This is a genomic window from Niabella hirudinis (genome assembly GCF_051201075.1).
Classification (GTDB): Bacteria; Bacteroidota; Bacteroidia; order Chitinophagales; family Chitinophagaceae; genus Niabella; species Niabella hirudinis.
Window position 1 is genome coordinate 291264 of record NZ_JBPEHJ010000001.1, and the last position, 25843, is coordinate 317106.

The 25843-nt window shown below is 48.4% G+C and carries 14 protein-coding genes; all 14 read right to left on the minus strand.

Annotated features, from left to right (window positions below):
* Nucleotides 1–30: 30 nt before the first annotated feature.
* Nucleotides 31–1815, minus strand: a complete 1785-nt coding sequence (locus tag GGU45_RS01000) for a RagB/SusD family nutrient uptake outer membrane protein (RefSeq protein WP_435221200.1) — start codon at nt 1813–1815, stop codon at nt 31–33.
* A gap of 43 nt (nt 1816–1858) precedes the next feature.
* Nucleotides 1859–5188, minus strand: coding sequence for a TonB-dependent receptor (locus GGU45_RS01005; protein WP_435221202.1), 3330 nt, complete (start codon nt 5186–5188; stop codon nt 1859–1861).
* Between the two features lie 182 nt (nt 5189–5370).
* A complete protein-coding gene (locus GGU45_RS01010) occupies nt 5371–6462 on the minus strand; it encodes a FecR family protein (protein ID WP_435222017.1) in 1092 nt (363 codons plus the stop codon).
* A gap of 84 nt (nt 6463–6546) precedes the next feature.
* Nucleotides 6547–7131, minus strand: coding sequence for an RNA polymerase sigma factor (locus GGU45_RS01015; protein ID WP_435221204.1), 585 nt, complete (start codon nt 7129–7131; stop codon nt 6547–6549).
* A 321-nt stretch (nt 7132–7452) separates the two neighbouring features.
* Nucleotides 7453–10023 (minus strand): glycoside hydrolase family 95 protein, encoded by a 2571-nt coding sequence (locus GGU45_RS01020; protein WP_435221206.1) that lies wholly within the window; start codon nt 10021–10023, stop codon nt 7453–7455.
* An 89-nt stretch (nt 10024–10112) separates the two neighbouring features.
* Complete coding sequence (locus GGU45_RS01025; RefSeq protein ID WP_435221208.1) at nt 10113–11366, minus strand: hypothetical protein; 1254 nt, start codon at nt 11364–11366, stop codon at nt 10113–10115.
* Between the two features lie 35 nt (nt 11367–11401).
* Nucleotides 11402–12751: a glycosyl hydrolase family 28-related protein gene (locus tag GGU45_RS01030; RefSeq protein ID WP_435221210.1), complete on the minus strand. Its 1350-nt coding sequence runs from the start codon at nt 12749–12751 to the stop codon at nt 11402–11404.
* Between the two features lie 182 nt (nt 12752–12933).
* A complete protein-coding gene (locus GGU45_RS01035) occupies nt 12934–13095 on the minus strand; it encodes a hypothetical protein (protein ID WP_435221212.1) in 162 nt (53 codons plus the stop codon).
* A gap of 102 nt (nt 13096–13197) precedes the next feature.
* The gene (locus GGU45_RS01040) at nt 13198–14217 is read right to left on the minus strand and encodes a hypothetical protein (protein WP_435221214.1); all 1020 of its coding nucleotides are present in this window, start codon (nt 14215–14217) and stop codon (nt 13198–13200) included.
* 51 nt (nt 14218–14268) lie between these two features.
* Complete coding sequence (locus tag GGU45_RS01045; RefSeq protein WP_435221216.1) at nt 14269–19854, minus strand: Ig-like domain-containing protein; 5586 nt, start codon at nt 19852–19854, stop codon at nt 14269–14271.
* Nucleotides 19855–20459: 605 nt separating this feature from the next.
* Complete coding sequence (locus GGU45_RS01050) at nt 20460–20714, minus strand: hypothetical protein (RefSeq protein ID WP_435221218.1); 255 nt, start codon at nt 20712–20714, stop codon at nt 20460–20462.
* Nucleotides 20714–21253 carry a response regulator transcription factor gene (locus tag GGU45_RS01055; protein WP_435221219.1) on the minus strand — a complete coding sequence of 180 codons (540 nt, stop codon included), beginning with the start codon at nt 21251–21253 and terminating at the stop codon, nt 20714–20716. Before GGU45_RS01055 ends, GGU45_RS01050 begins: the two co-directional genes overlap by 1 nt.
* 311 nt (nt 21254–21564) lie before the next feature.
* On the minus strand, nt 21565–23256 hold the full coding sequence (locus GGU45_RS01060) for a hypothetical protein (RefSeq protein WP_435221223.1): 1692 nt from the start codon (nt 23254–23256) through the stop codon (nt 21565–21567).
* 483 nt (nt 23257–23739) lie between these two features.
* Nucleotides 23740–25776, minus strand: a complete 2037-nt coding sequence (locus GGU45_RS01065) for a M43 family zinc metalloprotease (protein ID WP_435221225.1) — start codon at nt 25774–25776, stop codon at nt 23740–23742.
* Nucleotides 25777–25843: the final 67 nt, after the last annotated feature.

Here is a 25843-nt window from a genome sequence, read left to right on the forward strand (position 1 = left end):
TCAATATTTTAAATCGATAAATCAAATCGGTTACCAGTTGGGGTTTTGTTCCAGGCTTCCATGCCGTATAATCTGCGAATTTTGAATCGGGAGGAGGTACCTTCGTGATTCATCGAATACCCGTACCTGGTTCTGCGTCCAGTTCAGCACTTCAATCCGGTAGCCGTTCCTGTCACGGTTGATCTCCATATATGTGGGCGGCTCTTCCAGCTCAGGAATCGTTCCGCCGGCAGCGATGCCGCTGTTGGCCGCACCACCATATTTACCCCAGCGGAGCAGGCTCCAGTAATAATCCTGCTCTTCAAACAGGTCTACCCGCCGCTCGCGCTTATAGTCTGTCCATGCAGCAGCTGCGGTACTGGCAGTGGAAGGCGGCAGCCCTCCATGGGTAACACGGGTCATATTAAGCGCAGCTACAGCTTCGGCAACCCGGTTCAGGCGCAGCAATGCTTCCGCCTTATTCAGATAGACACGACCCAGTCTGAAAACAACCCAGTGATAGTCTGTAGGGATGCCCACAAACGGACGCGGTGTAACGCTGTAGGTACCTTTACGCACAAAGCAATTGGTTACCGGCATACAGCAGCCCGAGCTCAGGCTTCCGTTGATGAGGCGGTTCAGGTTCCCATTGCGGTTGGTGGTTACCGTTTCTCCATACCATTGTACGGAATCATACACAATCGATGCCGCCAGCCTTTTATCGCGGTTGTTATAGATAATGCTGTTGATACTGCCGGCACCGGTTACTACAGCGCTATCGGCAAATGCGGAACTGCGTCTGGTAATATTAGCCAGGTACTGGGAGCTCTGATCCCATCTTACTGCTTTGGAGGGATCGGCTGCATCAATAGCCAGATATGCATCCATAATGCTCTGTGTGGGCGAATACTGCGCCCAGGCCTCAAACATTTTATCTACCTTAAACTCGGGAGTGGCCCCTCTTAACCGTACATTATCATTATTGGTATTGGGAATGATCTGCTGCATGTCGGTATTATCACAGTTGGTATTACTCCTATCGCGGTAGAAGGCCAGGATGATCTCCGCAGAAGTCCGCTTCTTTTCATTAAACAGTCCTTCATAATCCGTTTCCAGGGCGTATCCACCTTTCAGGATCACCGAGTCTGCAGCATCCAGGCACTTTTGATAATAGCTGGCATCACCGGTATAAGCGGCAGCCTGTAAAGCCACTTCAGACTTAAGTGCATACGCCGTCCATTTGGAGGCAAGCCCGGAGGGTGCCGTAGCTGGCAAACCGGCTATAGCGGCATCAATATCTTTCATGATGAGGCTATAGGTTTCTGCAATACTGGCGGTTTGCGGCAGTTTATAATCCGTTTCATTTTCACTGAGCACTTTGTCTACATAGATCACCCTTCCAAACCGGCGCGCCAGCCAGTAGTAGGTCATGGCCCTTAAAAACCGGCCATGCGCCTGCAGTTCGGCCTTGTCAGCATCGGGGATGGTAGCGGAGGCCGCCGATTTTTCGATGATCATATTGCACCGGCGGATGGATCCGAACTGGTTAAAACCATAGTCGTCATCCCGGGTGATTTCCTCCCTCGTAAAAGCAGTACCGGCTGTGGCTACCAGGTTATTGGTCCATCGTTCTGTACCGATCTGGCTGGTGTAAAGCCCCTGGAGGATCTGGCCGTAGGTGCCGTAAACAAAGGTCATCGCGTTGCTTTTGGATGCCCAAACGGATGGTTCGTCAAACCGGTCGTAGGGCTGTGTATCTCCCAGCTTTTTGCAGGACCACAGGATGCCCGTTAAACCAGCCAGGATGAATATAAAAATGCGTATATTTTTTTTCATTGTTTTCATTTTTCAGTAATTGTTCCCATAAAATGTTTACCGGCTAAAAGCCCAGGTTAATAGACAGGGCATAGGTCCGCTGTACCGGGTAGTCGTAGTTATTATTGCTTCCGGTTTCGGGATCCAGGCCATAATCCAGTAATTTGGAGAACGTAACAATATTGGTGCCGCTGAGCGTAATGCGCAGGTCGGAAACAAAGCGCAGGCGTTTGGCCAGGATGTCTTTGAAATTATATCCCAGCTGAACGGCTTTTAAACGCAGGTACCCGGCATTGATGACCCAAAAATCGGAGCTGCCATCGTTATTGCTTCCGTTTACCCCACCGCTCGACAACAAGCGCGGATATTTTGCATTGGGGTTAGAAGTACTCCAGCGGTCTTCCGTCTGAAATACATAACGGATGCTGCTTGCACTGTTACCCTGGAACACATCTCCCAGGTATATACTTCTTTTGCCACTCCCCTGCCACAGCATATTCAAAAACCAGCCCTCATAACCCAGGTCGGCGTTAAAGCCATAATTCACCCGCGGAAAGCCGTTCTTCCCGATCCTTCTGAAATCATCATTATCAATCTTTCCATCGCCGTTCACATCCTGGTACATAATGTCCCCGGGCGCCAGTGTGGTATTTCTTTTACGGGGATTGTTAATGATGTCTGCCGCGGTTTGGTACAGCCCCAGGGTATGTAAGCCTGTAGTTAAAAAACCGGTTTGATGATAAGAGGTCATATACGGGTTCTTAAGCGTTGCACTGTCTTCGCCGGCGTTCACCTCCCACAGCTGATCAAACCGGGTAAAATTAGCCCCGATAGTGTATTTGAATTTTCCGGTTTGATCCGAATATTTAAGCCCGAAGTCGAAGCCGGCCCTCCGGAACGCGCCATTTGAGATCCGGAACGGAAGCGCCGTACCCAGCGGGTCTGTATACAAAGAAGCGGAGAGCGAAGCCAGGTAACCGGTATTGCGGAGGTAGAAATAATCAAGGGAGCCACTTAACCGGTTGTTCAGCGAAGCAAAATCCACTCCTGTGTTGAACGATTGCTGGGTGTACCAGGTAATATCCGGACTGGGAATTGCAGGCGGGTTCAAACTGGGTTGCAGTGCGCCTCCTACCACATAACCACTGCCGGATCCATAACCGGGTACATAGCTGAAATAGCCGATTACGGGGTCTCCGGAACTGGTGCGTTCTATCTGCCCAACCGAGCCATAGGAAATCCTTGCCTTCAGATAGTTAATAATATTGCGGTTATCCAGCGCTTTCATAAAAGACTCTTTCGAAATCACCCAGCCAAGCGCTCCACCGGGAAAAAATCCCCTCCGTTTTCCTTCGGGGAAAAGATCACTGCCATCATACCGGAACGCGCCTTCAAAAAAATACTTCCCTCTAAAATCATAGTTCAGTCTCCCCAGCCAGGCATTCCGCACATTTTCAGAAGAAGACCCGCTGTTGCGCGAGGTACCCACCGGCCCGGCAAATAGCTGGTCCAGCAGGAACACATAAGAGTTACGGGAAGCATTTACGCTTTCGCCAAATCCATAGGCTTCTTCATAGCCTCCCATTACCGACAGGCTATGATCGCCGAAAGTGCGGGTATAATCTCCAAAGCCCTGCAATACGTAATTATACCCGGTAGTTGCCGTAACGGATAAACTGGGAGCAGACGCCGGCTGGGATGGCACATCGCTTCCGATAGCATACTGGGGCGCTGTAACATTCCATCCCCGTATAAAAGACTGGCTCTGGCGCAGGTTCCCATTCCCTTTAAAGGAAAGCCCCTTTACACCCGGAACGGTCCATTGCACTTCTACCAATCCATTAATATCCCTGCCTTCATTTTTTAAATACCCGCTCCGGGGGTCAATTTCCACAATCGGATGGTCGCCCGTGTTCGCATATTTTGTGTGTGCCAGGTCTGCATACGCCTTGCCGATAGGAGATTGATTCTGAATATGGCCCCACACATTATAGTTCTGGCTGGGAGCATAGGCGCTCAACACATCCCGGTTGATCTCATTTACTCCGTACAGTCCGATGGTCGTTTTTAAACCGATCTTTTCAAAATTACCGGTCACATGAAGGCGGTAGTTATAGCGTTTCAGCCACTTGGTATCAAACTTATACAGCGATCCCTGGTCCAGGTATCCCAGCGATGCATAATACTGCATTTGCTGGTTGCCGCCGTTCATGGATAGATTGTGCTGCGATTGCGGCGCAAAACGTTTCAGTGTAAGCGCCTGCCAGTCGGTATTGGGAAAGTTTAGCGGATCGCTCTGATCTTTATATTTCTGTACATCTGCATCCTGGTATATGGGAGCCGCTCCTTCAGCTGCCGCCACCTGGTTTTGCAAGGTTACATAGTCATAGGCATTCAGCTTTTCCGGCAAATAGGTGTTCTGCGAAACAGAACGGGTAAAATTGTAGTTCACATTCATTTTCCCTTTTGTTCCTCTCTTTGTGGTAACCAGCACCAGCCCGTTACCGGCCGCCACCCCATAGATCGCTGTTGCCGGTCCATCCTTTAAAAAAGAAATGTTTTCAATATCATTAATGTTTAAGGTTTGGAACTGCGCCTCACTGGATATAATGTTGTCGATTACATACACGGGCGTACCACCGCCGCGAATAGATATGGTCGGCTTTTTTCCGGGTCCGCCGCCGCTCGCCGAAACGATAAGGCCGGGCACGCGGCCCGCCAGTCCATCTCCTACGGAAGCCGCACCCAGGTTGGTGATCGCATCCGGCTTCAGGGTGGATACCGAGGTTACATTTTTGCCTCTTGTTGTACGGCCGTAACCAATAGCGATGACCTCCTCCAGGCTTCCCTGGTTTGCCTTTAACACGATGGTGATCAGTTCCCGCTTGTCTACATTCACCTGCTGAGGCTCATACCCCACGGACGACACTTCCAGTATGCCATCGGGTGCAACATCAATCGTAAACTCGCCATTGGTATTGGTGCTGGTACCCCGCGTTTGTCCTTTGATCAGGATGCTGGCTCCGGCAAGAGGCTTGCCCAGCTCATCCAGTACCGTACCGGTAACAACGATGGGTAAACCCAGTAGCAACTTCTTTTGCGGGTCTTCCTTAACAATAATTGTTTTATCAACAATATTATAGGTCAGGGGCTGATCTTTAAATGCAAGATCCAGCGCCTTTCCTACCGGCATGTTACTAACCGCAATATTTACCGGCTGGCTATACCGGAGCAAGGCATCTTTATATAGAAAATTGTAGCCGGTTTGCTTTTTTATTTCAATAAAGATATCCGAAATGCTGGCATTCTTTTTTGAAAAAGAAACCGTTTGGCCCTTAACCGCTGCCGAAGCATACATTGTGGCCACCAGTAAACAAATCATTAAAAGCTTCATGCGCAAGAAAAATGTGGCTGCCGTCCTCCGCCGCCGGCGAAAAACGCAATCGTTCTCTGTAAATTTCATACTTTTGTTTGTCCCGATTTCCTATCGGGATAGGTTTGGTGAGTAGAGATTGGTTTAAAAATTTATTTACTGAACCTTTACGGCGGGAAGTGGCTTCAACACTTTCCGCTTTTTTATTGACTTTGCTTTACGAGAATACGCCGGTCCCTGATCTCAAATTCGAGGCCGCTGCTGAGGTGCAGCATTTCCAGCACCCTGGAGGCGTTGATATTCCTGTCGATACTGCCCGACAAGGTAATATCCGGAACCCTTTCTTCATAAACCACCTCCACATCATACCAGCGCCCGATTTCCTGTAAGATCTCATTCAGGGGCGTTTCCTTAAAATTAAAGAGATGACTCTTCCATGCTACGGCACTTACCGTATCTGTAGCGGCAATGTTAAGCCCCCCGGCAATAATGGCCGACTGCCCCGGAGTGATCAGGCCCGAATCGCGCTGGTTACTGACCTGTACCATTCCCTGCAACAGCGTTACTTTGGTTTTATTATCAAATGTATTGATGTTGAAATGGGTTCCCAATACCTTTACAAGGGCGCTGCCACTTTCTACAATAAAGGGTTTATCATCCTGGTGCGTCACCTCAAAATAGGCTTCACCGCTTACCTGCACCCTTCTTTCCCCGGCAGCAAACTGCAGCGGATATTTTACAGAACTTTCGGCATTCAGCCATAACCGCGTACTGTCTGCCAAAACAACTATTACCGGCCGGCTGCCCCGGGGATTAAAGATTGTATTGTATTCACCAGACTGCCGGGCCATATAGGAGGCATCCAGCGTATCCTTATGCTTCAGCAACTGTTTATCACCATTATCTGAAAAAAGCACCGCATTAGCGGCAGCCGGGGGAGCCACATCGGTAACGGCCGGCAAGGCTGCTTCCTGTTTTTTTTCCGGACCGCGCTGCAGCCACAACCATCCCAGCGCCAATGCCAGCAAAACGGATGCGGCGGCGGCCCATCGTTCTGCCCGCCAACGTTGCCGGCGGGATAACCGCCTGCTGATATTCTGGTATAAAGCCTCGGACTCCTGGTCGGCCAGCAATGTTTCAAAAGACGATTGATCCCAGCAGGTATCAATCAGTTCTTCAACAATACCGGCATACTCCCTGCTCAGGTAAAACCCATACAACTCCTCCGTATCAGCGGGGGTTGCGTTCCCTTCTGCATGCAATTGAAGCAATTGCTCTATCCTGTTTTTGGGCATTAAAGGCAATACTGACTTGTTTAAACACCTTACGGTATACTATAAAGACAGCCGGCAGCGAAAAAGGGGCTATCTGAAGTGAAATTATTTTTTTGAGATGAGTACGATCGTAATAATCAGTTCAATATTCCGTTTGCAAAATGCAATGATGGATGCCGTTGCGGCCTTCAGATGGTTTTTTACGGTATGGATGCTGAGATCCATTATTTGAGCAATCTCTGCTGCTTTAAAGCCCTCCTGTTTACTAAGCAGGTAGGCCTTTTTCTGCTGTGCGGGCAAGCGGTCGATCGCTTTTTGTATTAAATGATTGATCTCTTTTTGCTCCAGCTTGGGGGCCACCAGGGTTTCTGCAAGCGTCGCTTCCTCCCGCTCCTGCTGCACTTTACGGGTAAGCCGTTCCTTTGCTGCTTTTTCAAGTACATTGAGCGTATGGTTCTTTACAATAATTTTAAGCCAGCCTTCAAACTGCCGTACCTCCCGCAGTTCGGTCCGCTTATCCCATATTTTTAAGAACACATCCTGTACGATATCTTCAGCTATCGTTTGGGAACGGGTCAGGTAATAGCCGATGGCATATATTTTCTGATGATAACGGTTATACAGCTGCCGGAAGGCGCGTTCATCGCCTAAAACAATCTTCTCTAACAGAACCCCGGTTGCTACTTCCATAAATAAACCCTGCTGTGGCGGATAAAAGTAGGGATTAAATTCCAAACAAAAAGCCAGGGTAAAAACCCCGGCCGGCTCTAAGTTTTAATCTTGTCCAATTATACGGTGCAAATTATTTAATATTTCAATAAGTGTTCGTCACCATTTTTAGTGACACGTCTGGCACTGCCCCCCGCATCTGTTTTGCGGGCCGGCCTGTAATACCGGGTGTTCTTTCGTTTTGGGACAAAACACCCGCATCAGTCCCCCATTGTATGTTTCCAGCCTGCAAGATTCTTTGGTGTATTCCTCCTTTCAAATATGATCAACCCGTAAAGCTGGTTATTTTATCAACTGAAGCAATCCGTTTAATTTAATTTTCTGCCCCTTCATGGTATTGAAAGAGGCATTCTTATCTTTTGTACGCAGATTTAATTTACCGCCGTATGTGGATAGGATCTCTGCCTGTTTTAGCAGACCGCCTTCCCATACCAGGTCAATAACAAAACCACCACGGGCCCGGATCCCTTTTACCGAGCCGGCGTTTAGGGCTGTTGGTAAAGCGGGCAGTAAATAGGTTTCAAAGGATCCGTCTGCTTTCTGCAGTTGGCTTTGGACCAACATTTCTGCAATGGCGGCTGTAGCCCCAAAATTGCCATCTATCTGGAACGGCGGGTGGTCGTCAAACAGGTTTGGCAGGGTTTTTTGAGCCAGCAATACGGATAAAAGCCGGAAAGCATGATCCCCGTCATGCAAACGGTTCCACATATTGATCTTCCAGGCCAGTCCCCAGCCGGTTCCGCCATCGCCGCGGGCTTCGAGGGTTTTGCGGGCGGCCTCCGCCAATGCAGGCGTTCGCACTACCGTAATCTGGTTTCCCGGATGCAGTCCAAACAAATGTGAGGTATGCCGGTGATGGGGCTCGGCTTCCTTGTAGTCCTCGGCCCATTCCAGGATCCGCCCTGTCTTTTCGCTGATCCGGATGTCCGGAAGATTTTTCAAAGTGGCTTCGCATTCCTTTCTGAAATCGGGGTCTGTTTTTAAAATGTTGCTGGCACTAATACAATTGGTAAGTAAATCGTGGATGATCTCCAGGTCCATGGTAGCCCCATAGGTAAATACAGACCGCTCTCCATTTGGCATTATAAAAGTATTCTCCGGCGAATACGAGGGATTGGTAACCAGTTTGCCTGCGTAAGCAGTTCCCGGAGGTGCTTTTACCAGGAAATCCATAATAAACCGCGCTGCCCCCTTCATAACAGGCCATGCACGCCGGGCCAGGAATTTTTTATCCCCCGTAAAACAGTAATGTTCCCAGGGATGTTGCGCCAGCCAGGCTGCCCCCATGGGCCATATCCCCTGCGGCCCATCTGCAGGAGCCGTAAAGCCCCATGCGTCTGTAAGGTGATGCACTACCCAGCCGCGCGCGCCATAGATCGTTTGTGCGGTTTTCTCCCCGGGTTTTACCAGGGACTCTGTCAGATCAAATAAGGGCAGATGCATTTCCGACAAATTGGTAAGCTCGGCAGGCCAGTAATTCATCTGTAAATTGATGTTGGTATGATAATCCGCATTCCAGGGCGCATTCATTTGCCATGCCCAGAGTCCCTGCAGGTTGGCAGGCATCCCACCCGGGCGGGAAGAGCTGATCAACAGGTAGCGTCCAAACTGGAAATAGGTGCTCACCAAACCAGGGTCGGGTTGCCCGGTTTTGCGGGCCAGCGCCAGCCGTTCGTTAGTAGGGAGCTCCTCAGTGGTATCGGGTACCTTACCAAGATCCAGGTTAACCCGGTCAAAATAGTGCCGGTGGTCTGCGATATGAGCCGCTTTTATTTGCTCATAGGATCGTCCTGTGGCATGGGCTATTGTTGCGGCACATGTCTTTGCAGGGTCTTCAGCAACAGTGGTACCACCCAGCCCCGGATAGTCAGTAGCCCCGGTAATGTACAGGGTGAGCATATCTGCATTTTTTACCTTCAGCAGCGGCTCATGCCCGATGTGCTCTGCAATCTCCACTTCACCTCCGTTGGCAACGGCTTTTACCCGGGCTGCAAAACGAACGCCTTTAGGATTTCCTTCTTTATCTTTGGTTGCTATCCGCCCGCTTAGTAATAACCCGTCCTTCCCTATCCCTTCCGATGTTGCATCCTGTGCCCTTTTTAATGCCAGGGAAAGATTGATCTTTTTTTTCTGGTCTGCTTTTATACGCACCACTATGACATTGTCCGGAGCCGATGCAAAGTACTCGCGGGAAAAATGGACGCCGTTTGCTGTATAGTTCACCGATGAAACAGCCGTTGACAGATCAAGGTTCCTGGTGTAATTGCCTGCAGCAAGTTCCGGCGTATCAAACCATAGTTCACCCAGGGACTGGTAAGATTTTACGCGGCTGGGGCTCCCCATCATGGTTGCTTCTGCTAATTTAACGGCATCGTTATTCTTACCTTCAAATAATAAACGCTGTATCTCAGGCAATGCTTTTTTTCCTTCGGGATTATTCGGATCTACCCGGTAGCCATCCCACAGTGTATGCTCGTTGAGCTGGATGCGTTCATCTGCCACTCCACCAAAAACCATGGCCCCCAAACGGCCGTTCCCCAGGGGCAGCGCCTCTTCCCATACCCGGGCCGACTGGCGGAACCACAACCTGTTTTTTGTTTGGGCCGGTTTGGTCCCCCGGCCTGAAAAAACAGCCCGGTCTGTCCAGCTTGCATCAATACGTCCTTTGCGCTCGCTGGCCCTCACGGCAGAATCCGGTATCCACATAAACCCACCATCCTGCCAGGCCCGGGCGGAGGGGTCTGCTGTAAAAACAGCGCTTACAAACGGGTTGCCCTGAACCCTTGCAAGTGGTGCAAAGAATAATTGCGTTATCAATAACAGGCAAGGGAGCAGCATTTTATCTCTTTTCATTTTTTATCGTTTTATACGTACGGTTGCGCAATGGTTGCTTATTGGTAAAAGAGATCTCTTTTCACAGCATTTTACCCTGTTAAACAACATCACGGCTCCTTCCATAATTCCTTTATTGTTTCTTCCACATTTAAACCATCGGGATTCGTTGCCGACCGGGTGTTGCCCCTGTATTTCCCTCCGCCTTTTCCCTCACATAAACTTACCACCCGGCTTACCGGCATTTGCAGAAACCCGTTCGGATCCTGGCTGCGCACCCAGTGGTATGCATATTGCAGCCATTGTTTGCGATACGCTTCCGGTTGCAGATAAAACCAGGTAATTTCATCATAGCCCCATATAAAATGATTGGTAATGGTTGACCGGCCCGGAGTACTGCTACAACCGAAATTATCAAACTCCACCAGGTAGGGCAATGAGGTGCACCGCCAGCCACTCGGTGTTATCCCTCCCCTGCTACGGCCATAAAGTGCATCCAGGTACCCCTTTTCCAATAGTGCCTGTTGGGGTTTGTCCGGCATCTCTTTAATGCGCAGCGGGAAGCTGTTAAAGTCCAGCAGGCTGGTATCGTTTACGACCATGCCCCCTGCAGGAACATGTGCATCCAGCAATACCCAGCCGCGGCGCGTGGCAGTACGGGCATAGTTTCTTAATTTATCAATGAAAAACTTCCAGTGATGCAGATCCGGGTCGGCCATTCCTATCAAGGCTGTTTGCCCCAGATGCAATGCTTCGCACCCGGTATTGAAATAGGTGCCGGCAAGAAACAGGAACCACAATTTCGTTTCCTGTTGTGTAATGTCCGGTACACTGGAACCCTTCTGCCAGTGATCTACCATTTTTCCACGGGGATTCAGCATTTGTTCATAACGAAAATGACGCGTTTCAGGAGCAAGATCCATTGCTTTAAAAACCCAGCCGGGTATCGGGATCTTATTTACTTCCCGTGTAACAATTTCAAAAATTGCCGCCTGAAAAATAACATCTTTATCAAAGGCATGTACCCGCCCAATCAGTTTTTTTGCCTGCTCCAGGAAGTCGGGGGTCATTAATGCGCCTTCCCTTCCCCAACGATAAATAGCCCGGCCAATAAATTTAGCACCCGTATTTTTTATCAATCTTATATCATCCTCTTTATACGGATAAGGGCCGTCAATTTCATAAGGATCCACTGTCAAAAATTCCGTCATCGTAACCGACCGTCCCAGATAATTGTTCAACACCGGCAATGAAATACCCGACCTGTTAAAATAAAAGGATTTGGATGGCGCTGCCGACTTCCGGGCCACGCTGCAGGACAGCAGCAATAAGCCAATTGTCATCAGGTATGCAGGTAACTTCATTGATATACTTTTTATTCCAGGGCGTTTTTAAATCATTACTCCGTTCCGATATTACCGTTAACAAAAGCATTCCGGATCTTATTGACGATATTTACTTCTCCTTTTACCGTATTTTCACTTACAATGGCCCGTGTCACTTTTTCGCCGATTGCCACCTGCGGTGCGTTGGTTCCAAAATCGCATCCCCTTACCAATACGGTACCGCTGTTAGCCTGTATAGCAGGAAGTCCTTCTTTATTCCGGTCCCACTGTACAAAATTACAATCAGAAAAACCCACCGTTCCCGTTCCATCGATCATCGCGTTCCGGTTGCAGGGCCCCCAGAATGCACAATTTACAAAACGCACATTTCCTTTATTTGCGGCCGTTACCACCACCATGGTAGGATTGGCTCCGCCCATAGCAACAAACTCTCCATTGGTGATCAGCAAACCATAAGGAGCGCTTTGTTCTACCAAAACGGCTGTTTGGCAATCATCCGCGCCAATACCCAGAAAATTTCCGTTACAGGCTCCGGTGCTTCCGCTGCTGGCTCCAAACCGGTATCCCGTTTTATATCCAAAGCAAAAAGTGTTGAGCACATAATGCCAATCGGTACGTTCAAAAATAAAGGCCTCACCGTTCTCCTTCTGCCAGTTAAAGAGCCGGGGTTTCATGCTCCACCAGGGATTCCAATGAACGTTTTCGATACGCCCGATATCGTAAATCCCATCCACGTAGATCCCCCTTCGCAAGGGCTGACCACTGATATTGCGGATCAGCGCCCGTTCATTTTTTGATGCATCGATGGCATTATAAGGGTTCAGCATTTCCACATCCAGCACAGCCGGATTTTTTCCGCGCATTGCAATGCCCCAGGGATAAGGCTCGGGAACATTTTCAGGATCCTGTAACGGCCAGTACAAAACAATGCCCCGCAGCGTACTGTTGGTGTTTAAGGTAATAAAGGGAGCGGCATCTTCCACGCCCCTGTTCCCCGTAACTAAAAAAGTGGTGCCATCATCCCCTGGCTTTGGCAGCCCCTGGTTACGGATCCCATTATGAGAAGGTACCGATTCAAAAGCACCTTTCAGCGTTACGGCCTGCGGAATATTCAAACTCCCCTTAAAAAGATAGGTACCGCGGGGAACATATACGGTACCGCCTCCAGCACCAAACGAGGTCAGCGCTTTTTGAAAGGCCGCCGTTGCATCTGATTTTCCATCGGCCCGGGCGCCAAAATCAAGTACCGATACCATATCTGCAGATTCGGGATGCGGTCTAATGGCCGCAGTTTTATCGCTCTGGCCCCTACTCCAGAGCGTTGCCAATAACAGAAATACAACGAAGAAAATTCTTTTGTTTGTTGCCAGGGTCTTCAGGTACATAAATATGTCAATTATCAACCGTTAAATATTATACTCCGGAGCTCCACCTTTAAAGAGTATTCCGCGCTGTAAAAGTAAATTTAGTGCGGCAGAGATCAAAAAATAAAAAGGGCTCCCAAATGGGAACCCCGTAATCGAAAACTGCACAAAAGATTTAATCATGCATCTGCTGTCTTTTTTTGCCCGGTTGTAGCCATCTTCTATTTAACAATGGAAATAATGCCATTGCTAACAAGACCGGATACAAAATCATCAACCGTTTCCGTATTTAATTTTATATTTTCGAAAAGTAATTTTCGCATGCTGTACCCCTCCATAAAATCAAACATGTCTTTAGATCGTTCGATGTCGTTTTTACGCATCCATTCAATTAATTTTACTTCAGACCGGAATCGCGCTTTAACTCCTCGATTATTAAAAAAGACTTTCATTGCTGAATATTGATTTATGATCGGTTCATTTATTTATTGACGTACGGCCACAGCGATTTTGGAATATGCCTGTACTCCATCTTTGTCTACCTGTACCACCCGAACCATTTGTTTGCCTACCGGATTGGCTTCCCGGTCCTGTGTGTTCTTGCGGCAGGATACGGTCGACATGCTCAGGCCACTTACCAACAGAAAAGTGTACAACAATTTGTTTCTCCGGTTAAACAGCAGCAGGATAAAACCAGCCGCAAAAAGGGCCAGGCCCATAAACGATATGCTGCCCCCCGCTCCCAGTTCTTTTTCAAAACTGTATTCAAGCGAAGTGCTGGAGGTTCCGTTTTCTGCCTTGCTGCTTATCCGGCCAACGGTCTTAAAGCTGGAATCGGAGCCCATTACCTGGATATTGAAAAAATCATTATTGGTTTCCGAAGCGGTGGTCCAGTTTACCACCAGTTTGTTGCCTACAATCTTTGCATCGTAGGACTGGAAGGTTACGGGCATAACGATATCAGTATAACCATATACCGAAACAAAGTCATTATTAGGGTCACTATCCTTATCAATAGATTCGGTAATCTGTACCGTAGCTCCATGGCCATTCTTATTATTAGCATCGGCCTGGGTGCTCGATTGTGTAATAACAACCGGAATTACTACATCCTTGCCCAAAAAATCCGCAGGGATCGTTTTATTCTGGATACCCAGCATGGTCCATTTTGACGTGCCGCTTGAAAGATCCTCGGTGGCTGTCCAGTCAAAATAAGGCGCAAATTCGCCCGTAATGCCGGTTGGATTTCCGGTGCCGTCCAATACCGGCCTGGTCTTGATCAACGTAATGGAGATAATGGCCTCTCCCCCGCTCTTATAAGTAATTTTAGTGCCCGTACTTGCATTCCCCCCTATAAAACTAAGATTCACCTGCTGACCAACCAGTACTCCGGGACCACTTGGAATGGTTACCGAACCCAGGTACGGATCCGGCATCGGTCCTGCCCCCCAGGAAAAAAGCTGGCTCATCAATAATACCGCCAAAAGGCAAAGTTTTGTTTTCATCGTTTTCATTTTAATGATCATTTTTAAATTTGTGCTTATTTGTTTTCTATTTTAAGGTTTAATACCATGCTCCACTTTACCGGAGCCCCCGTTATTATTGGGATAGCTGTCGCCACCATCGCCATCATACAGCCTTACCGTTATGTTCTCAATACCCACCGTGGATTGTCCAAGGAAGTTAATCGTGATACCGAAAGACAGGATCTCTCCGGCATCGAAGATCTTTTTAGCTGCTGTGCCGCCCAACTTAAACAGGTAACGGCCATTTACTTCGCCTACATAGGTCCAGTTGCTGTTATTGAAGGGAGGTAAACCCGGTAAACTTCTTAAAGTTGGGTTAAAGGCTGCTAATGTAAACTTGGGAGACTTCGGTATAAATACACGGATATCGCTGCCGTCAGTGGCTACACCCACTAGTTCTGCTACCCGCACACGGGCGTTTAATCGCGCCTCACCTACCGCATTGGCCGGTAAAATGGTGATCGATGGGGTAAGATCCGGAACAAGGGGCGCGCTCACGGTTATGTACAACGTAGCCATTACACAATTACCATCCTTACAGCTGGTATATTCAAAAGCTGCCGTACCGGTAAACGTAGGCTCTGGCGTAAAGTCATAGTTACCGCTGCCATCGGCATTGAACACGATCTTATTGCCTTTGCCATCGGTTATGGTGCCGCCCACTGCGGTACCCGTAGTACCACCCAGGGGTTTAGCCGTGGTTACCGACTGACCTGCACCATCATTGCTGCTTACCGTACCGCTTACGGGTACATTAATGGTGGTCTTATTATAATCATCCGCTGCATTTATCACAGGGGTATTGGCCGGCAGCACATCTACTTTTACCTGCGCTGTTACGCATTTATCTACACCATTTACGGTCTCGCATACATTATACGTAAACGCATCTACACCTGTATAACCATTATTAGGCGTATAAAGGATCTTGCCGCTTAGGGGATCTACACTTACCGTACCATGCTGCGGCGCAGTGGTGCCGGTTAAGTTGGGCGTGCCTAATACACCACCCGTATTGCCGGGAAGGTCGTTGGCTTTTACATCAATAGTTACCGGTGTGTTTAACGGCGTTTGTGCCGCATCATTCATCGCCACCGGACTATTGGTGGTCGTAGCTGGATCCAGCACGGTAATGGTCAGCAGCTCGCTGCCACATATCGACTGATCGGCCAGGCATACCGGCACATTAAACTTGTACACACCGGGTATAGCGCTTTGGAAAGTATACGTTCCGGATGTGCCGTTCAATACAGGCATCTCCGAACCGGGGTTATTGTAACCGGGTACCGTGGTAATGCCGCCACCGCCATAAATATTGCCCGTGGGCTGGTCGTTGGTCGATACATTGCCAGGGATCGGCTTATTAACAAAACCGGTATTGTTATCGGGATTGGTATCCAATTCCTGCTTCACAAAGATATACACCGTTGCTTCCGAAGTAGCCTTGGGATTACCATCATCGGTAACGGTATACGGGAACCAGGCCGTACCGGCAAACCCGGCTGCAGGCTTATAGGTATAATTTCCGTTTGCGTCTACAATAAAGGTTCCAAAGCTATTGGTGATGTTTTGTGGAACAATGCTCTGTGCATTTCCTTCGGGATCCTTATCATTTATTTTTACATCACCTCCCACTGTAATACCCACTTTGGTTTGATTATAATCATCCGCCGCACTGGTGATATTGGCCTCGCCTGCTGGTTTTACATCAATAATTGCATAAGCCTTGGTACAAAGACCACTGGAGCTTTCACATACCTGGTAAACAACGGTATCTCTGCCCGAGAAGCCTGCCGTGGGGGTGTACTGCAACTGGCCGTTAACGATTCCTGCGGTACCATGCAGCGGGTTGGTTGCTATAGTGGGCGTATTCAAGGTACTGCCGTTGCCGGGATAATCGTTGGCCACCAATGGCACATTAACGGTTGTACCGGGTGTAGTAGACGCCAGATCTGTATTGGCAATAGGAGGATTCTTCGCCGCCGCTTCATCCGTTACCGTAATGGTAAGGTTTTGCGGCTCGCAGGTACCTGTATTCGTGCATACCTGCACGTTGTAGCTATACACACCCGGTACCGCTGCAGTAAAGGTATAGCTGCCATCGGGTTGTATCACGGGCACCGCATCGGATGGATTGGGCTGGCCGTCTGCACCAATTACGGGTGTTGGGTTGGAATAGCTCAAGGTAGTGCCTACGGGTATTTTATCATTGGTAGACACATCTCCGGTTACCGGCTTATTTACCGTTGTGCGGTTGATATCAGGAAAACCAAACCCGGAAAGAACACCTTCTACTGATATATATATGGTAGCTTCTGCAGCAGCTTTCGGGCTGCCATTATCCGTAACGGTATATGGGAACCAGGCCGTACCGGTAAATCCGGGGGCTGGCTTGTAGGTGTACTTACCGTTAGCATCGATGGTAAACTCGCCAAAGCTGTTGGTGATATGCTGCGGGGTAATGCTTTGCGTATTGCCCTCAGCATCTTTGTCATTTGCTTTTGCATCGCCGCTTACTGAAATACCTGGTTTGGTTTGCGCATAATCATCTGCAGCGCTGGTGGTATTCAATGCTCCGTCCGGTATTACATCAATGATGGCATAGGCCCTGGTGCAAAGCCCACCGGGATTTTCACAAACCTGGTATATAACCGTATCCCTGCCAGAAAAGCCTGCTGCGGGCGTATACAGCAATTCTCCACCTACAATGGAGGCTGTACCATGCAGCGGGCTGGCGGCAATGCCGGGAGTAAGCAGGTTACCACCAATGTTGCCCGGATAATCATTCACCAGCAATGGCACGCTCACAGGAGTATTCACCTTTGTAGAGGCGATATCCGTATTGGCCGTTGGCGGGTTCTTAATGGCCTCATCCGTTACCGTAATGGTAAGGTTCTGCAACTCGCAAAGCCCTGTACCCGTACACACTTTTACATTGTAACTATACACCCCGGGTACCGTGGTGGTAAAGGTATAAGAACCATCCGGATTCAGCTGGGGCACCGATCCTGAAGGATTGGGCTGGCCATCTGCACCAATTACCGGCACCGGATCAGAGTAGGTAAAGGTCATACCCGCCGGTGTCTTGTCGTTGGTAGACACATCGCCGGTTACCGGCTTGTTTACCGTTGTATGGTTGATATCCGGATAGCTAAAACCGGGTGCTATATTTACATATATGTACAAGGTAGCGCTGGCAACTGCATTGGGCGTACCGTTATCCGTTGTGGTATAAGGGAACCAGGCCGTACCGGTAAACCCGGCCGCCGGCTTATAGATATAGTTACCATTCGCATCAAGGGTCAGCTCGCCAAAGCTATTGGTTATTGTTTGCGGGGTAATGCTTTGGGTATTGCCCTCTGCATCCTTATCATTGTTTTTTACACTACCGTTTACAGGCACCCCAACCACTGTTTGGTTATAATCATCTGCTGCACTGGTTGTATTTGCCCCGCCAGCAGGTTTTACATCAATGATGGCATAGGCTTTTGTACAAAAACCACTGGGCGTTTCACATACCTGGTATATAACCGTGTCCCTTCCGGAGAAGCCTGCTGCCGGCGTATACCGCAGCTCACCGTTTACAATCGTAGCCGTTCCGTGCAGCGGATTTGTTGCAATACTGGGTGCACCCAAGCTGCCTCCCATATTGCCGGCATAATCATTCAGGAGGATAGGCATATTAACCGGCGTAGCCATGGGTGTGGATGCAAGGTCGGTATTGGCTACCGGTGGATTTTGATTGCTGGCCTCATCCGTTACCGTAATAGTAAGTATCTGCGGCTGGCAGGCACCCTCATCGGAACATACATCTACATTAAAACTGTAGACCCCGGGAACCGCTGTAGTAAACGTGTAGGTTCCATCAGGATTCAACACGGGTACGGCATTAGAAGGATTGGGCAAACCATTGGCACCATTTATGGGTGCAGGATTGGAATAGCTCAGCATAACGCCGGCAGGCGCTTTATCATTAGTAGCTACCGAACCGGTAACCGGTTTATTTACTACGGTACGGTTAATATCGGGATTGGCGATGATATTAAAAACAGTTCCGGTCCATGATTCAATATTAAAACGTCCGCAATTATCATAAACCGTTACGGTAAACACCACCTGCCTGCTGCTTTCTACAGAAAAAGGCACGAAGCTGGTAGTGGTAGCTGTATTGGATACACCGCCATTGGGTGTAAAGACGCCCGCTGGCACGCCATCATCTGTATATACCGCGCTCCAGACCACGTTGGCAAGCGATGCTCCTACCGGTGAGCTATAATTGAGTGACAATTGATACGTCCGTGCTCCCAGGTACATAGCAGGGGTAACGCCGGTATTCAGGTTTGAAATAACCGGTGTTTTATCCAATGCCGCTAAAAAGCTCCAGTTAAAGAAGGCTCTTTCTGCAGCAATATTGTCGGGATCCGTACCACCGATATCATGGCCGGCTTCCATCATTACCCAGCCCCTGCTATTGTCACCAAAACCGCGCCCATAGGCCATCACCACCGCGGGGCCATCGGATTTTGCCGGCACATCCTCCTGTGTGGGATCATAGGTAATCACATGGGTAGAGGACAACCATTGTGCGCCTTTAACGGGCAGGTAAATATTTTCGCTGCCGCCGGTGGTAGCGCGGTCGGGCACATCCATAAACTGGGATACCCAGTCGTCCGGAGCCGCTAAGGTACCCCCGGTAATAGTACCGCTGTTGGTATTGTAGGGCGTTGATCCGCCCTTATGCTGTCCCCATAGGATGAGTGAGTTTTGGGAATAGTTGGTGCTATTGTTTACAGGAAGAATAATCCCTGTTCCCGCCGTGGTTACCTTTGAGGTAAGAAAATTCATCTGCTGGGAGGTATTGGCAGGATTATAGGTATTGTGTAAGGCACTTCCGGCATGGCAGCCCAGCCAGATGGCGCCCTTGTATGCAAGGTTCCAGTTATAGAGGTTGCCATGATCGGCCCAGGTAGGGTCCGCATGGGGCATTACAAACACATCATTACAAGCGCCCAATGCCGATGGCGCCAGCCAGTTATACTGTGTGGACGGTATACCCGCCTGATCCTTGTCTTTAATCCACTTTTCAGCAATACTACCATTTTTATCATCCAGCGTCCACAAAGGCGCGGAAGTTAGGCGCATAAACTTTGCCCCGGTAAAACTATAGGGGGCAGCTATCCGGCGGGCCGTTACAAAACCACGGATATAACCATTGGGTCCGGTCACACTCGTAGCCGCCGTCCATTGAGTAATAGCCGCTTGTACGTTAGGCGTTACAAACTCGCCAGGTATTACAAAGAGCCCGCTCTTATAGTCTCTTCCTTCGATGGTATAATCCACCGCATCTTTTGCTTTTCCCGTTCTTACAATCCAGTAAATAGGTACTTTGTAAAATTTGATCAACTCGTGTACCATTCCATAGGGTTTTACACCCGCTGGATTTTTTACGGCCGTACCCAGATCTACAATGTAGGATCCTGCTGTAGCAGTTACCTGGGCTTTTGAAGATACAGGCGCCAGCAGCAATTGAATGAGCAAGCCCAATACCAGTGCCCTACCGGGCAGAAAGGCCTGAGTGCGTTTCCATTTTCCATCTCTTTTTTTCTTTGCCTTCATTCTTTTAGGTTTTAGTGTTTACAAATCCGCATACACCCGGCAGCATGGTAAACCTGATAGGGCACAATGCACCAGTGTAAGGATTTAGAAGGCGGAATAATGAGGGGATCAGGAATTGATAAACGGAGAGATAATCAGTGTGATCAGCGTACACAAAATGAACAAATCATTTTTGCTACTTCTGAGTTTGCAGTTTTACTTTTTTCTCGGAATGAACCTCTTCAAAAGAGATTTAACCATTTCGTTCCTTTCTGGCACAAAAGTATTCTCCCCCATAGCGGGCGCCAAGCAATACGATACAAGAATTCCCGAATCCTGGCATAAAAAAATTATAGCAACTTAATAATCAACGTATTAATAAAAAACTCCCCCTCTTTTCAGTTATCATTATTCGGAAAAACAGAAGTATTGCTACCTGAAAAATGCTTTGCCCGCCATAGGGATACCGTTATATATATTGAAAATGGACTTCCACATAATAAAACAACAAAGCAGCAGATTGCCCTGCTGCATGTAGACCATTACCGGTGCCGTTTGAATTTTAAATCTAAAAGAACACCCCTGGGTTAAGAATAACGGGGGATGTTCTTATTAGCCCTCTAAACTTACTTAAAATATTTAATGGTATTTACACTTATATAATGATACCCCTTTTCATTTTTATCAATCACGGGCTTGCGGCTATACCCCTTCTCCTGGTCTGCCTCATTATTATTTATATGATCAAGATAACATAGCAGCGTACCCGCGGCCAGAGACACCATAATAAACAAAGCAACCAGCATGCGTTTACAGCTCAATCTGAAAAACGGGTACAGCTCCTGAAATTCCGTACTCCTGTTATTGGAAAAATATTGCATTATACCTTACCTGAAAATGAAGATGCAACAACAGGATTTTGCATTTGGCTGATGGTGTGTAACAGGTTCCTGTTTTCGGTTTTCGAAAAAATCGTAATTACGCTATTCCGTAGCATTTCTTTTTTCATACGCTCGTCTTCACAGGAAGTACAACCATAGAGCTTTATACTGGGGAACCGCTGCGACAGGTGTTTGGCCGTACAAACGCCATTCATAACCGGCATTTCCAGATCCAGTATACAAATATCCGGAATTAAGGCGGCGGCCTCAATCTGGTGCATCAGGTCTTGCCCGTTATAGGCCAGGCATACCAGCTCAAAGGAGCTGTTTTGATGGATGAGCAGCCCCCATAACTTATGCTGAACATCGCAATCATCCGCAATAGCAATAGTAATTTTCCTTGGTGAAGTCCCGGGAGTATCCATTTCCGCTTCTTTAAAGCTGTGTGTATAATCGCCGATGCGTTCATCAAAAACACCGCTCGTATTACCGGCCGGGCATGACAAAACTGGTTCCTCCTTTTGTTTTCTTATATCCATTAAAAAAAACTTTTAGGGTTAATACTTAATAATAACCGCCTGCATGCAATGCCTTGCAGCACGCATATAAAGCCTATGGATTTAGGGGGAGTACAGGAAACTGAATGTGGGGTTTCCTGTTAAGTGGTGAACAATAGTGAATACAGATCACCGGCAGGCACTGTTCAAAAAGATAGACCCGGCATACCGGGATTCTCTTTTACTGCCGGGCCAAAGCTATCAAGCATTCCATTGCCTGCCAAACGGAGCGATACAAGAATTCCGGAAATCTGTTATGTTATTTAACCATTTTAAGGGAACAGGAGAAGGAATTATTCGCGAACCACCGCAATCACTTTGGAAAAAGTTTTTGCACCATCCTTATCTACCTGGGCGATCCGTATATACAACCGGGCGTCATCAGCCACTGTTTGACCAGTTTTTGTACATCCGGGGAAGGAAACTGCCAGCCCCAACCCCATGATCGCCGTAAACAACAGCCGGCTTCTGCGGCGGGCACAAAATCCCAGTCCACCCAACACCAGTACGCCCAGTCCCAGTGCTGTTATGTTTGAAGCAACCTCCCTTTGAAACTGGTATTGCAGTGGTTCTTTTGAGTTTCCGTCATGCGTCCGGGACTGCACTTCACCGATTGTTGTAAAATTTACGCCATCGGCGGACGCTTCAATTTCAAAATGATCGTTATTGGTTTCCGTTTCGGTAGTCCAGTCTACAACAAGGGCCCCATTGCTAATGCTGGCCGTAACCGGACCAAAACTCACCGGCAGGGCGATGGAATAGTTGACCGTATAAGTGGCATCCTTACTGCGGACACTAGTACCATTTACAGCATAATTAAAGGCGGTGGTTTTGATACCACCCGGTGTGGTTGGGCCTGGTGCTATCGATAGCAGATCCGGGTTATAATTGTCAATTACATAGCCGCCCGCGTCTATATCTGGCCCGCTAATGGCATGGCCATCATAGGTAAGGATAAATTCATTGGTAGGCAAACTGGTAACGGTAACAGGCCGTCCCTTCCAGCTGATCTTATTGCCACCGGTTTCGGCGGTGCTGCTGCCCATCAATGGCTGGTCTGCCAGGCTGGTTGCTGCGGGCGGGCCGGTAACCTCTTTTATAAGCGGGTAGGCAATGGGATCGCAGCCGCTAACCGTTTCAATATAGGCAACACCTGGCAACTGACCTGCCACACCTGCTTTGAGGGGTACCCCGTTGGCATCCACAGAACCAGTAAGCCGCAGATTGCCATCCAGGTCGGCCGCGGCAAAACCGCCAGTGCCTTCAATAGCATCGGGACAGCCGTCGCTATCACTATCTGTATCAAATTTATTGAGAATACCATCATTATCGGTATCCCCGCAATCCTGAAAATCGGCACCAAACATAAATGTAGCATAGGTTTCGGCCCTCAGATAATCAAACTTCACGCTGCTGAAGGTGCCCTTAATACGTATTATGGCGTTCCCTTCTGCTCCACTGATTTGTTTATTGACATGGTCCGCTATAACGGCGGCGTTTGCCCACACCACCTCAAAGTCATTATAAAACTGGATCGGAACTCTTAAAGATGAATTTCCTATTGAAGCAAATACCAATACCGGGTTGATCATGGGGCTTGCAAAGCTGAGGGTATTGGAGGTTACATAATCGTTGCGGACCCCTATCGAACCCGAAGGTATGTCATAAGAAGCAGGAAAGTTCTGAGGTCCGTACATCGCGAACACCGAAACCGGAGCGGAGGATTGGTAAGTGTAGTTGATCCCGTTAATTGTTCCACTGGTCGTATAGGGACCTCCGCTGGGATTGCTGGCAGGATCTGGTGTACCCGACCAAAAAAAATGCGACTCGTTGCATTCGTTCACATCCAGGATGCCATCATTATCATCATCCAGGTCATCCTTGTTTAAAATTTTATCACCATCAAAATCATCGTCCGGCCCATATTGGCTATACACAGGCATGGTAACAAACAGTACTAACAATACAATAAAAAAACGGTTCATAAGCTCAAATGTTCTACAGAAATGTTCATTTCTGTTGGGTTACAAATACAATTTTTAAAAGCAATACTTCGTTCTACTCCGTATGCTTTGCTCCGGATAAAATCCGGTGCCTGGTTTGTTTGACATAGAGGCCAGCAAAGATAAGATCGCCTACATTATATAAAATAGCACTTTGGTACGATTTTATTTAAGGCTGAACGCTAAACGCGCAATGCCGTTCGGATGGGTTCAACATTTAAGGTTCAATGTTAAATCCAAAAACATCAAACATCAGAAACCCGCTTTGGTATTTGGTATTCAGATTTCCGGGTATTTAGACTTTAGCGGTCTCCAGAACCTTTAAACCCGGAACTTTGGAGAGATTTGAAACAGCTGAGTTTAAAAACTGCCCCAACCTGAAACTTTTCCTCATTCCCACAACCTGCCCCGCTCCGCGGAATTTCCAAATTCTCACATTTTCAAATCTTCAAATTTTCAAATCACCTATTCCCCACTCACTTTTATCACTTTGGAATAATGTGTAGTTTCATCCTTATCTACCTGGGCAATGCGCAAGAAAAGCGCACGCATTTTATCCTGCGCCAGTGCTTCCTGCTTACGGCTGCAGGAGTTAGAAATGCCCAATAAAGCCAGGATCATCATGCCTAACACAAACCCGCTTAATCGTTTTCTTCGTTTAACACCCCCAAGGGAACCCAATGCCAACAACATCAGACCAGCTGCAGCACCGGTGATGCCCGATTTATCAATTGAAAAATGGTAATCAACGGGCGTGTTGGAGTTGCCACCCACAGCCAGGGTTTTAACGGTGCCTATAGTATAAAACGCCGTTCCGTCCTGCGAAAGCTGTACCAGATAGCGATCGTTATTGGTTTCGGTTTCTGAAGTCCATTTAACATTAAGCTGACCATCTTTGATAAAGGCGTCAATAGCGCCAAAATTAACGGGCAGCACGGCATCGCTGATGGTAACGGCAAAGTCTTCCATTTGTCCGTATTGCAGTTTGGTATTATAACCATAGTTTGGATTGCCTGCCCAATCAGCCCCAACCCGCATACGCAAGGGTTTATTGTATACCGTGCCTGCCTGGCTGAGCTTTGCGGTTGTGAGTGATATTTTATGAAGGTAGTTGCCCGGAGCGCCGGTACTGGTACCAATCAGTTCACCGGCGCTATAGATACCATCATTATTTAAATCGATCCAAACCTTTACAAGTTGCTGGTTAAACTCCGTATTTACCGCAATTTCATAAGCCGTAGCATGGTTGATTGTTGTACCGGCGGTACAGGTTTTGTCCTCATAGGTAATTCTTGAGCTGCTTCTGTATGCCTCGGAGGAATAATAAAGTGTATTTAATCTCACTAGTACGGGTCCCATATAAGCCTCATTCGGGTCCACGGACACCGTCTCAAGTTGGTCATGGGCAACTGCGGTAACCGGTGTTGGGGATGGCGCCGTGCCCCCGAGTGAGGACACCAGCCCATAGCGCTCCGTAAGCATGGTAGCTTGCATGCGGCTGCCCTGGCCAGGCGAAAACCGGTCGCGGCAGTCAAAATAACTCATGATGTTTTTGGGCAATAATCCCCAGGGAACCCCAATAGGTGGGTCAACGCACTTATTCCGGTCTAACGGATCATCTGCGGCGGGGCAGTCATAACGCTTCAAATGCGGGTCCGTATCACAAACCTTATCACCATCTACCGAACAATCGCCGGTATTTGCGGGGCAGTTTACCCCGTCATCGCCCCCTTCAAACGTATGATAGAGCGCCAGGGCATGCCCCATTTCGTGGGGCAGGGTTTGTGCCGTACCATTGGCCACGCCACCCCGCAATACGGTACCGTCCAGGTCACCGGCTCCGGGAAAATAGGCATAACCATTGGTTATTGTTGTTGGATCAGTACTGTAAATTTTATGTACAATCCAGATATTATAATACTCAGCCACCGGCCAGCGGCTCAGGGCCTTTAAAGCGGCTTCCGGCATGCCGGGGCCGCCAGGTTCATCCTGGAGTCCATCGGTCTGATAGCGGTTATCCGTAACCACCACCCTGTTGATGCCGTTGGTAGCCTGACAATCAGGCGTGCGTTTTGCCAGCACAAAACGCAACGGAGTGCTTACGCCCCCAGAACTAATATTTGTACCCGCATAAACCTGATTGAGAAAATCGATCATCTGCTGGATGATAGCATCCGTAGGATTGGCCTCGCTGCCCAAACCATCGGAGCTGCGATGCATGATGTGTACAACCACGGGTATCTGGTACAAGTTGCCGCCACCGGGGCCGGGCATCACATCCCGGGTCTTTCGGTTGAGCCTGGCGGCATCCAGCGAACGCTGAATATTCCCGATCTTGAGATTGGCCGATTGAATTTTTGCCGCTGCCCGGGGATCCTGAAGTTGCCGCTTATAAAAATGGTCAAAACCGCAGACTTCCCTTTGGGCATGGGACTTTTGGACAAACAAGGATACAAGTAGCAGGGCAGTTAAAAGCAGGTTATTCCTAAAAAAAGTGCTCATAAGCAAAAAACAGGTTTATTGGGTTACGAATGCGTCTACGAAGCTATTGGCCCGCAACGCTTTCCGC

Excerpts from the sequence above, each read along its gene's own strand:
- GGU45_RS01015 (WP_435221204.1), bottom strand. The coding sequence starts at position 7,131 with ATGGAAGTAGCAACCGGGGTTCTGTTAGAGAAGATTGTTTTAGGCGAT.
- GGU45_RS01055 (WP_435221219.1), bottom strand. The coding sequence starts at position 21,253 with ATGGATATAAGAAAACAAAAGGAGGAACCAGTTTTGTCATGCCCGGCC.
- GGU45_RS01025 (WP_435221208.1), bottom strand. The coding sequence starts at position 11,366 with ATGAAGTTACCTGCATACCTGATGACAATTGGCTTATTGCTGCTGTCC.
- GGU45_RS01000 (WP_435221200.1), bottom strand. The coding sequence starts at position 1,815 with ATGAAAAAAAATATACGCATTTTTATATTCATCCTGGCTGGTTTAACG.
- GGU45_RS01005 (WP_435221202.1), bottom strand. The coding sequence starts at position 5,188 with ATGAAGCTTTTAATGATTTGTTTACTGGTGGCCACAATGTATGCTTCG.
- GGU45_RS01010 (WP_435222017.1), bottom strand. The coding sequence starts at position 6,462 with ATGCCCAAAAACAGGATAGAGCAATTGCTTCAATTGCATGCAGAAGGG.
- GGU45_RS01040 (WP_435221214.1), bottom strand. The coding sequence starts at position 14,217 with ATGAAAACAAAACTTTGCCTTTTGGCGGTATTATTGATGAGCCAGCTT.
- GGU45_RS01065 (WP_435221225.1), bottom strand. The coding sequence starts at position 25,776 with ATGAGCACTTTTTTTAGGAATAACCTGCTTTTAACTGCCCTGCTACTT.
- GGU45_RS01035 (WP_435221212.1), bottom strand. The coding sequence starts at position 13,095 with ATGCGTAAAAACGACATCGAACGATCTAAAGACATGTTTGATTTTATG.
- GGU45_RS01050 (WP_435221218.1), bottom strand. The coding sequence starts at position 20,714 with ATGCAATATTTTTCCAATAACAGGAGTACGGAATTTCAGGAGCTGTAC.
- GGU45_RS01045 (WP_435221216.1), bottom strand. The coding sequence starts at position 19,854 with ATGAAGGCAAAGAAAAAAAGAGATGGAAAATGGAAACGCACTCAGGCC.
- GGU45_RS01020 (WP_435221206.1), bottom strand. The coding sequence starts at position 10,023 with ATGAAAAGAGATAAAATGCTGCTCCCTTGCCTGTTATTGATAACGCAA.
- GGU45_RS01060 (WP_435221223.1), bottom strand. The coding sequence starts at position 23,256 with ATGAACCGTTTTTTTATTGTATTGTTAGTACTGTTTGTTACCATGCCT.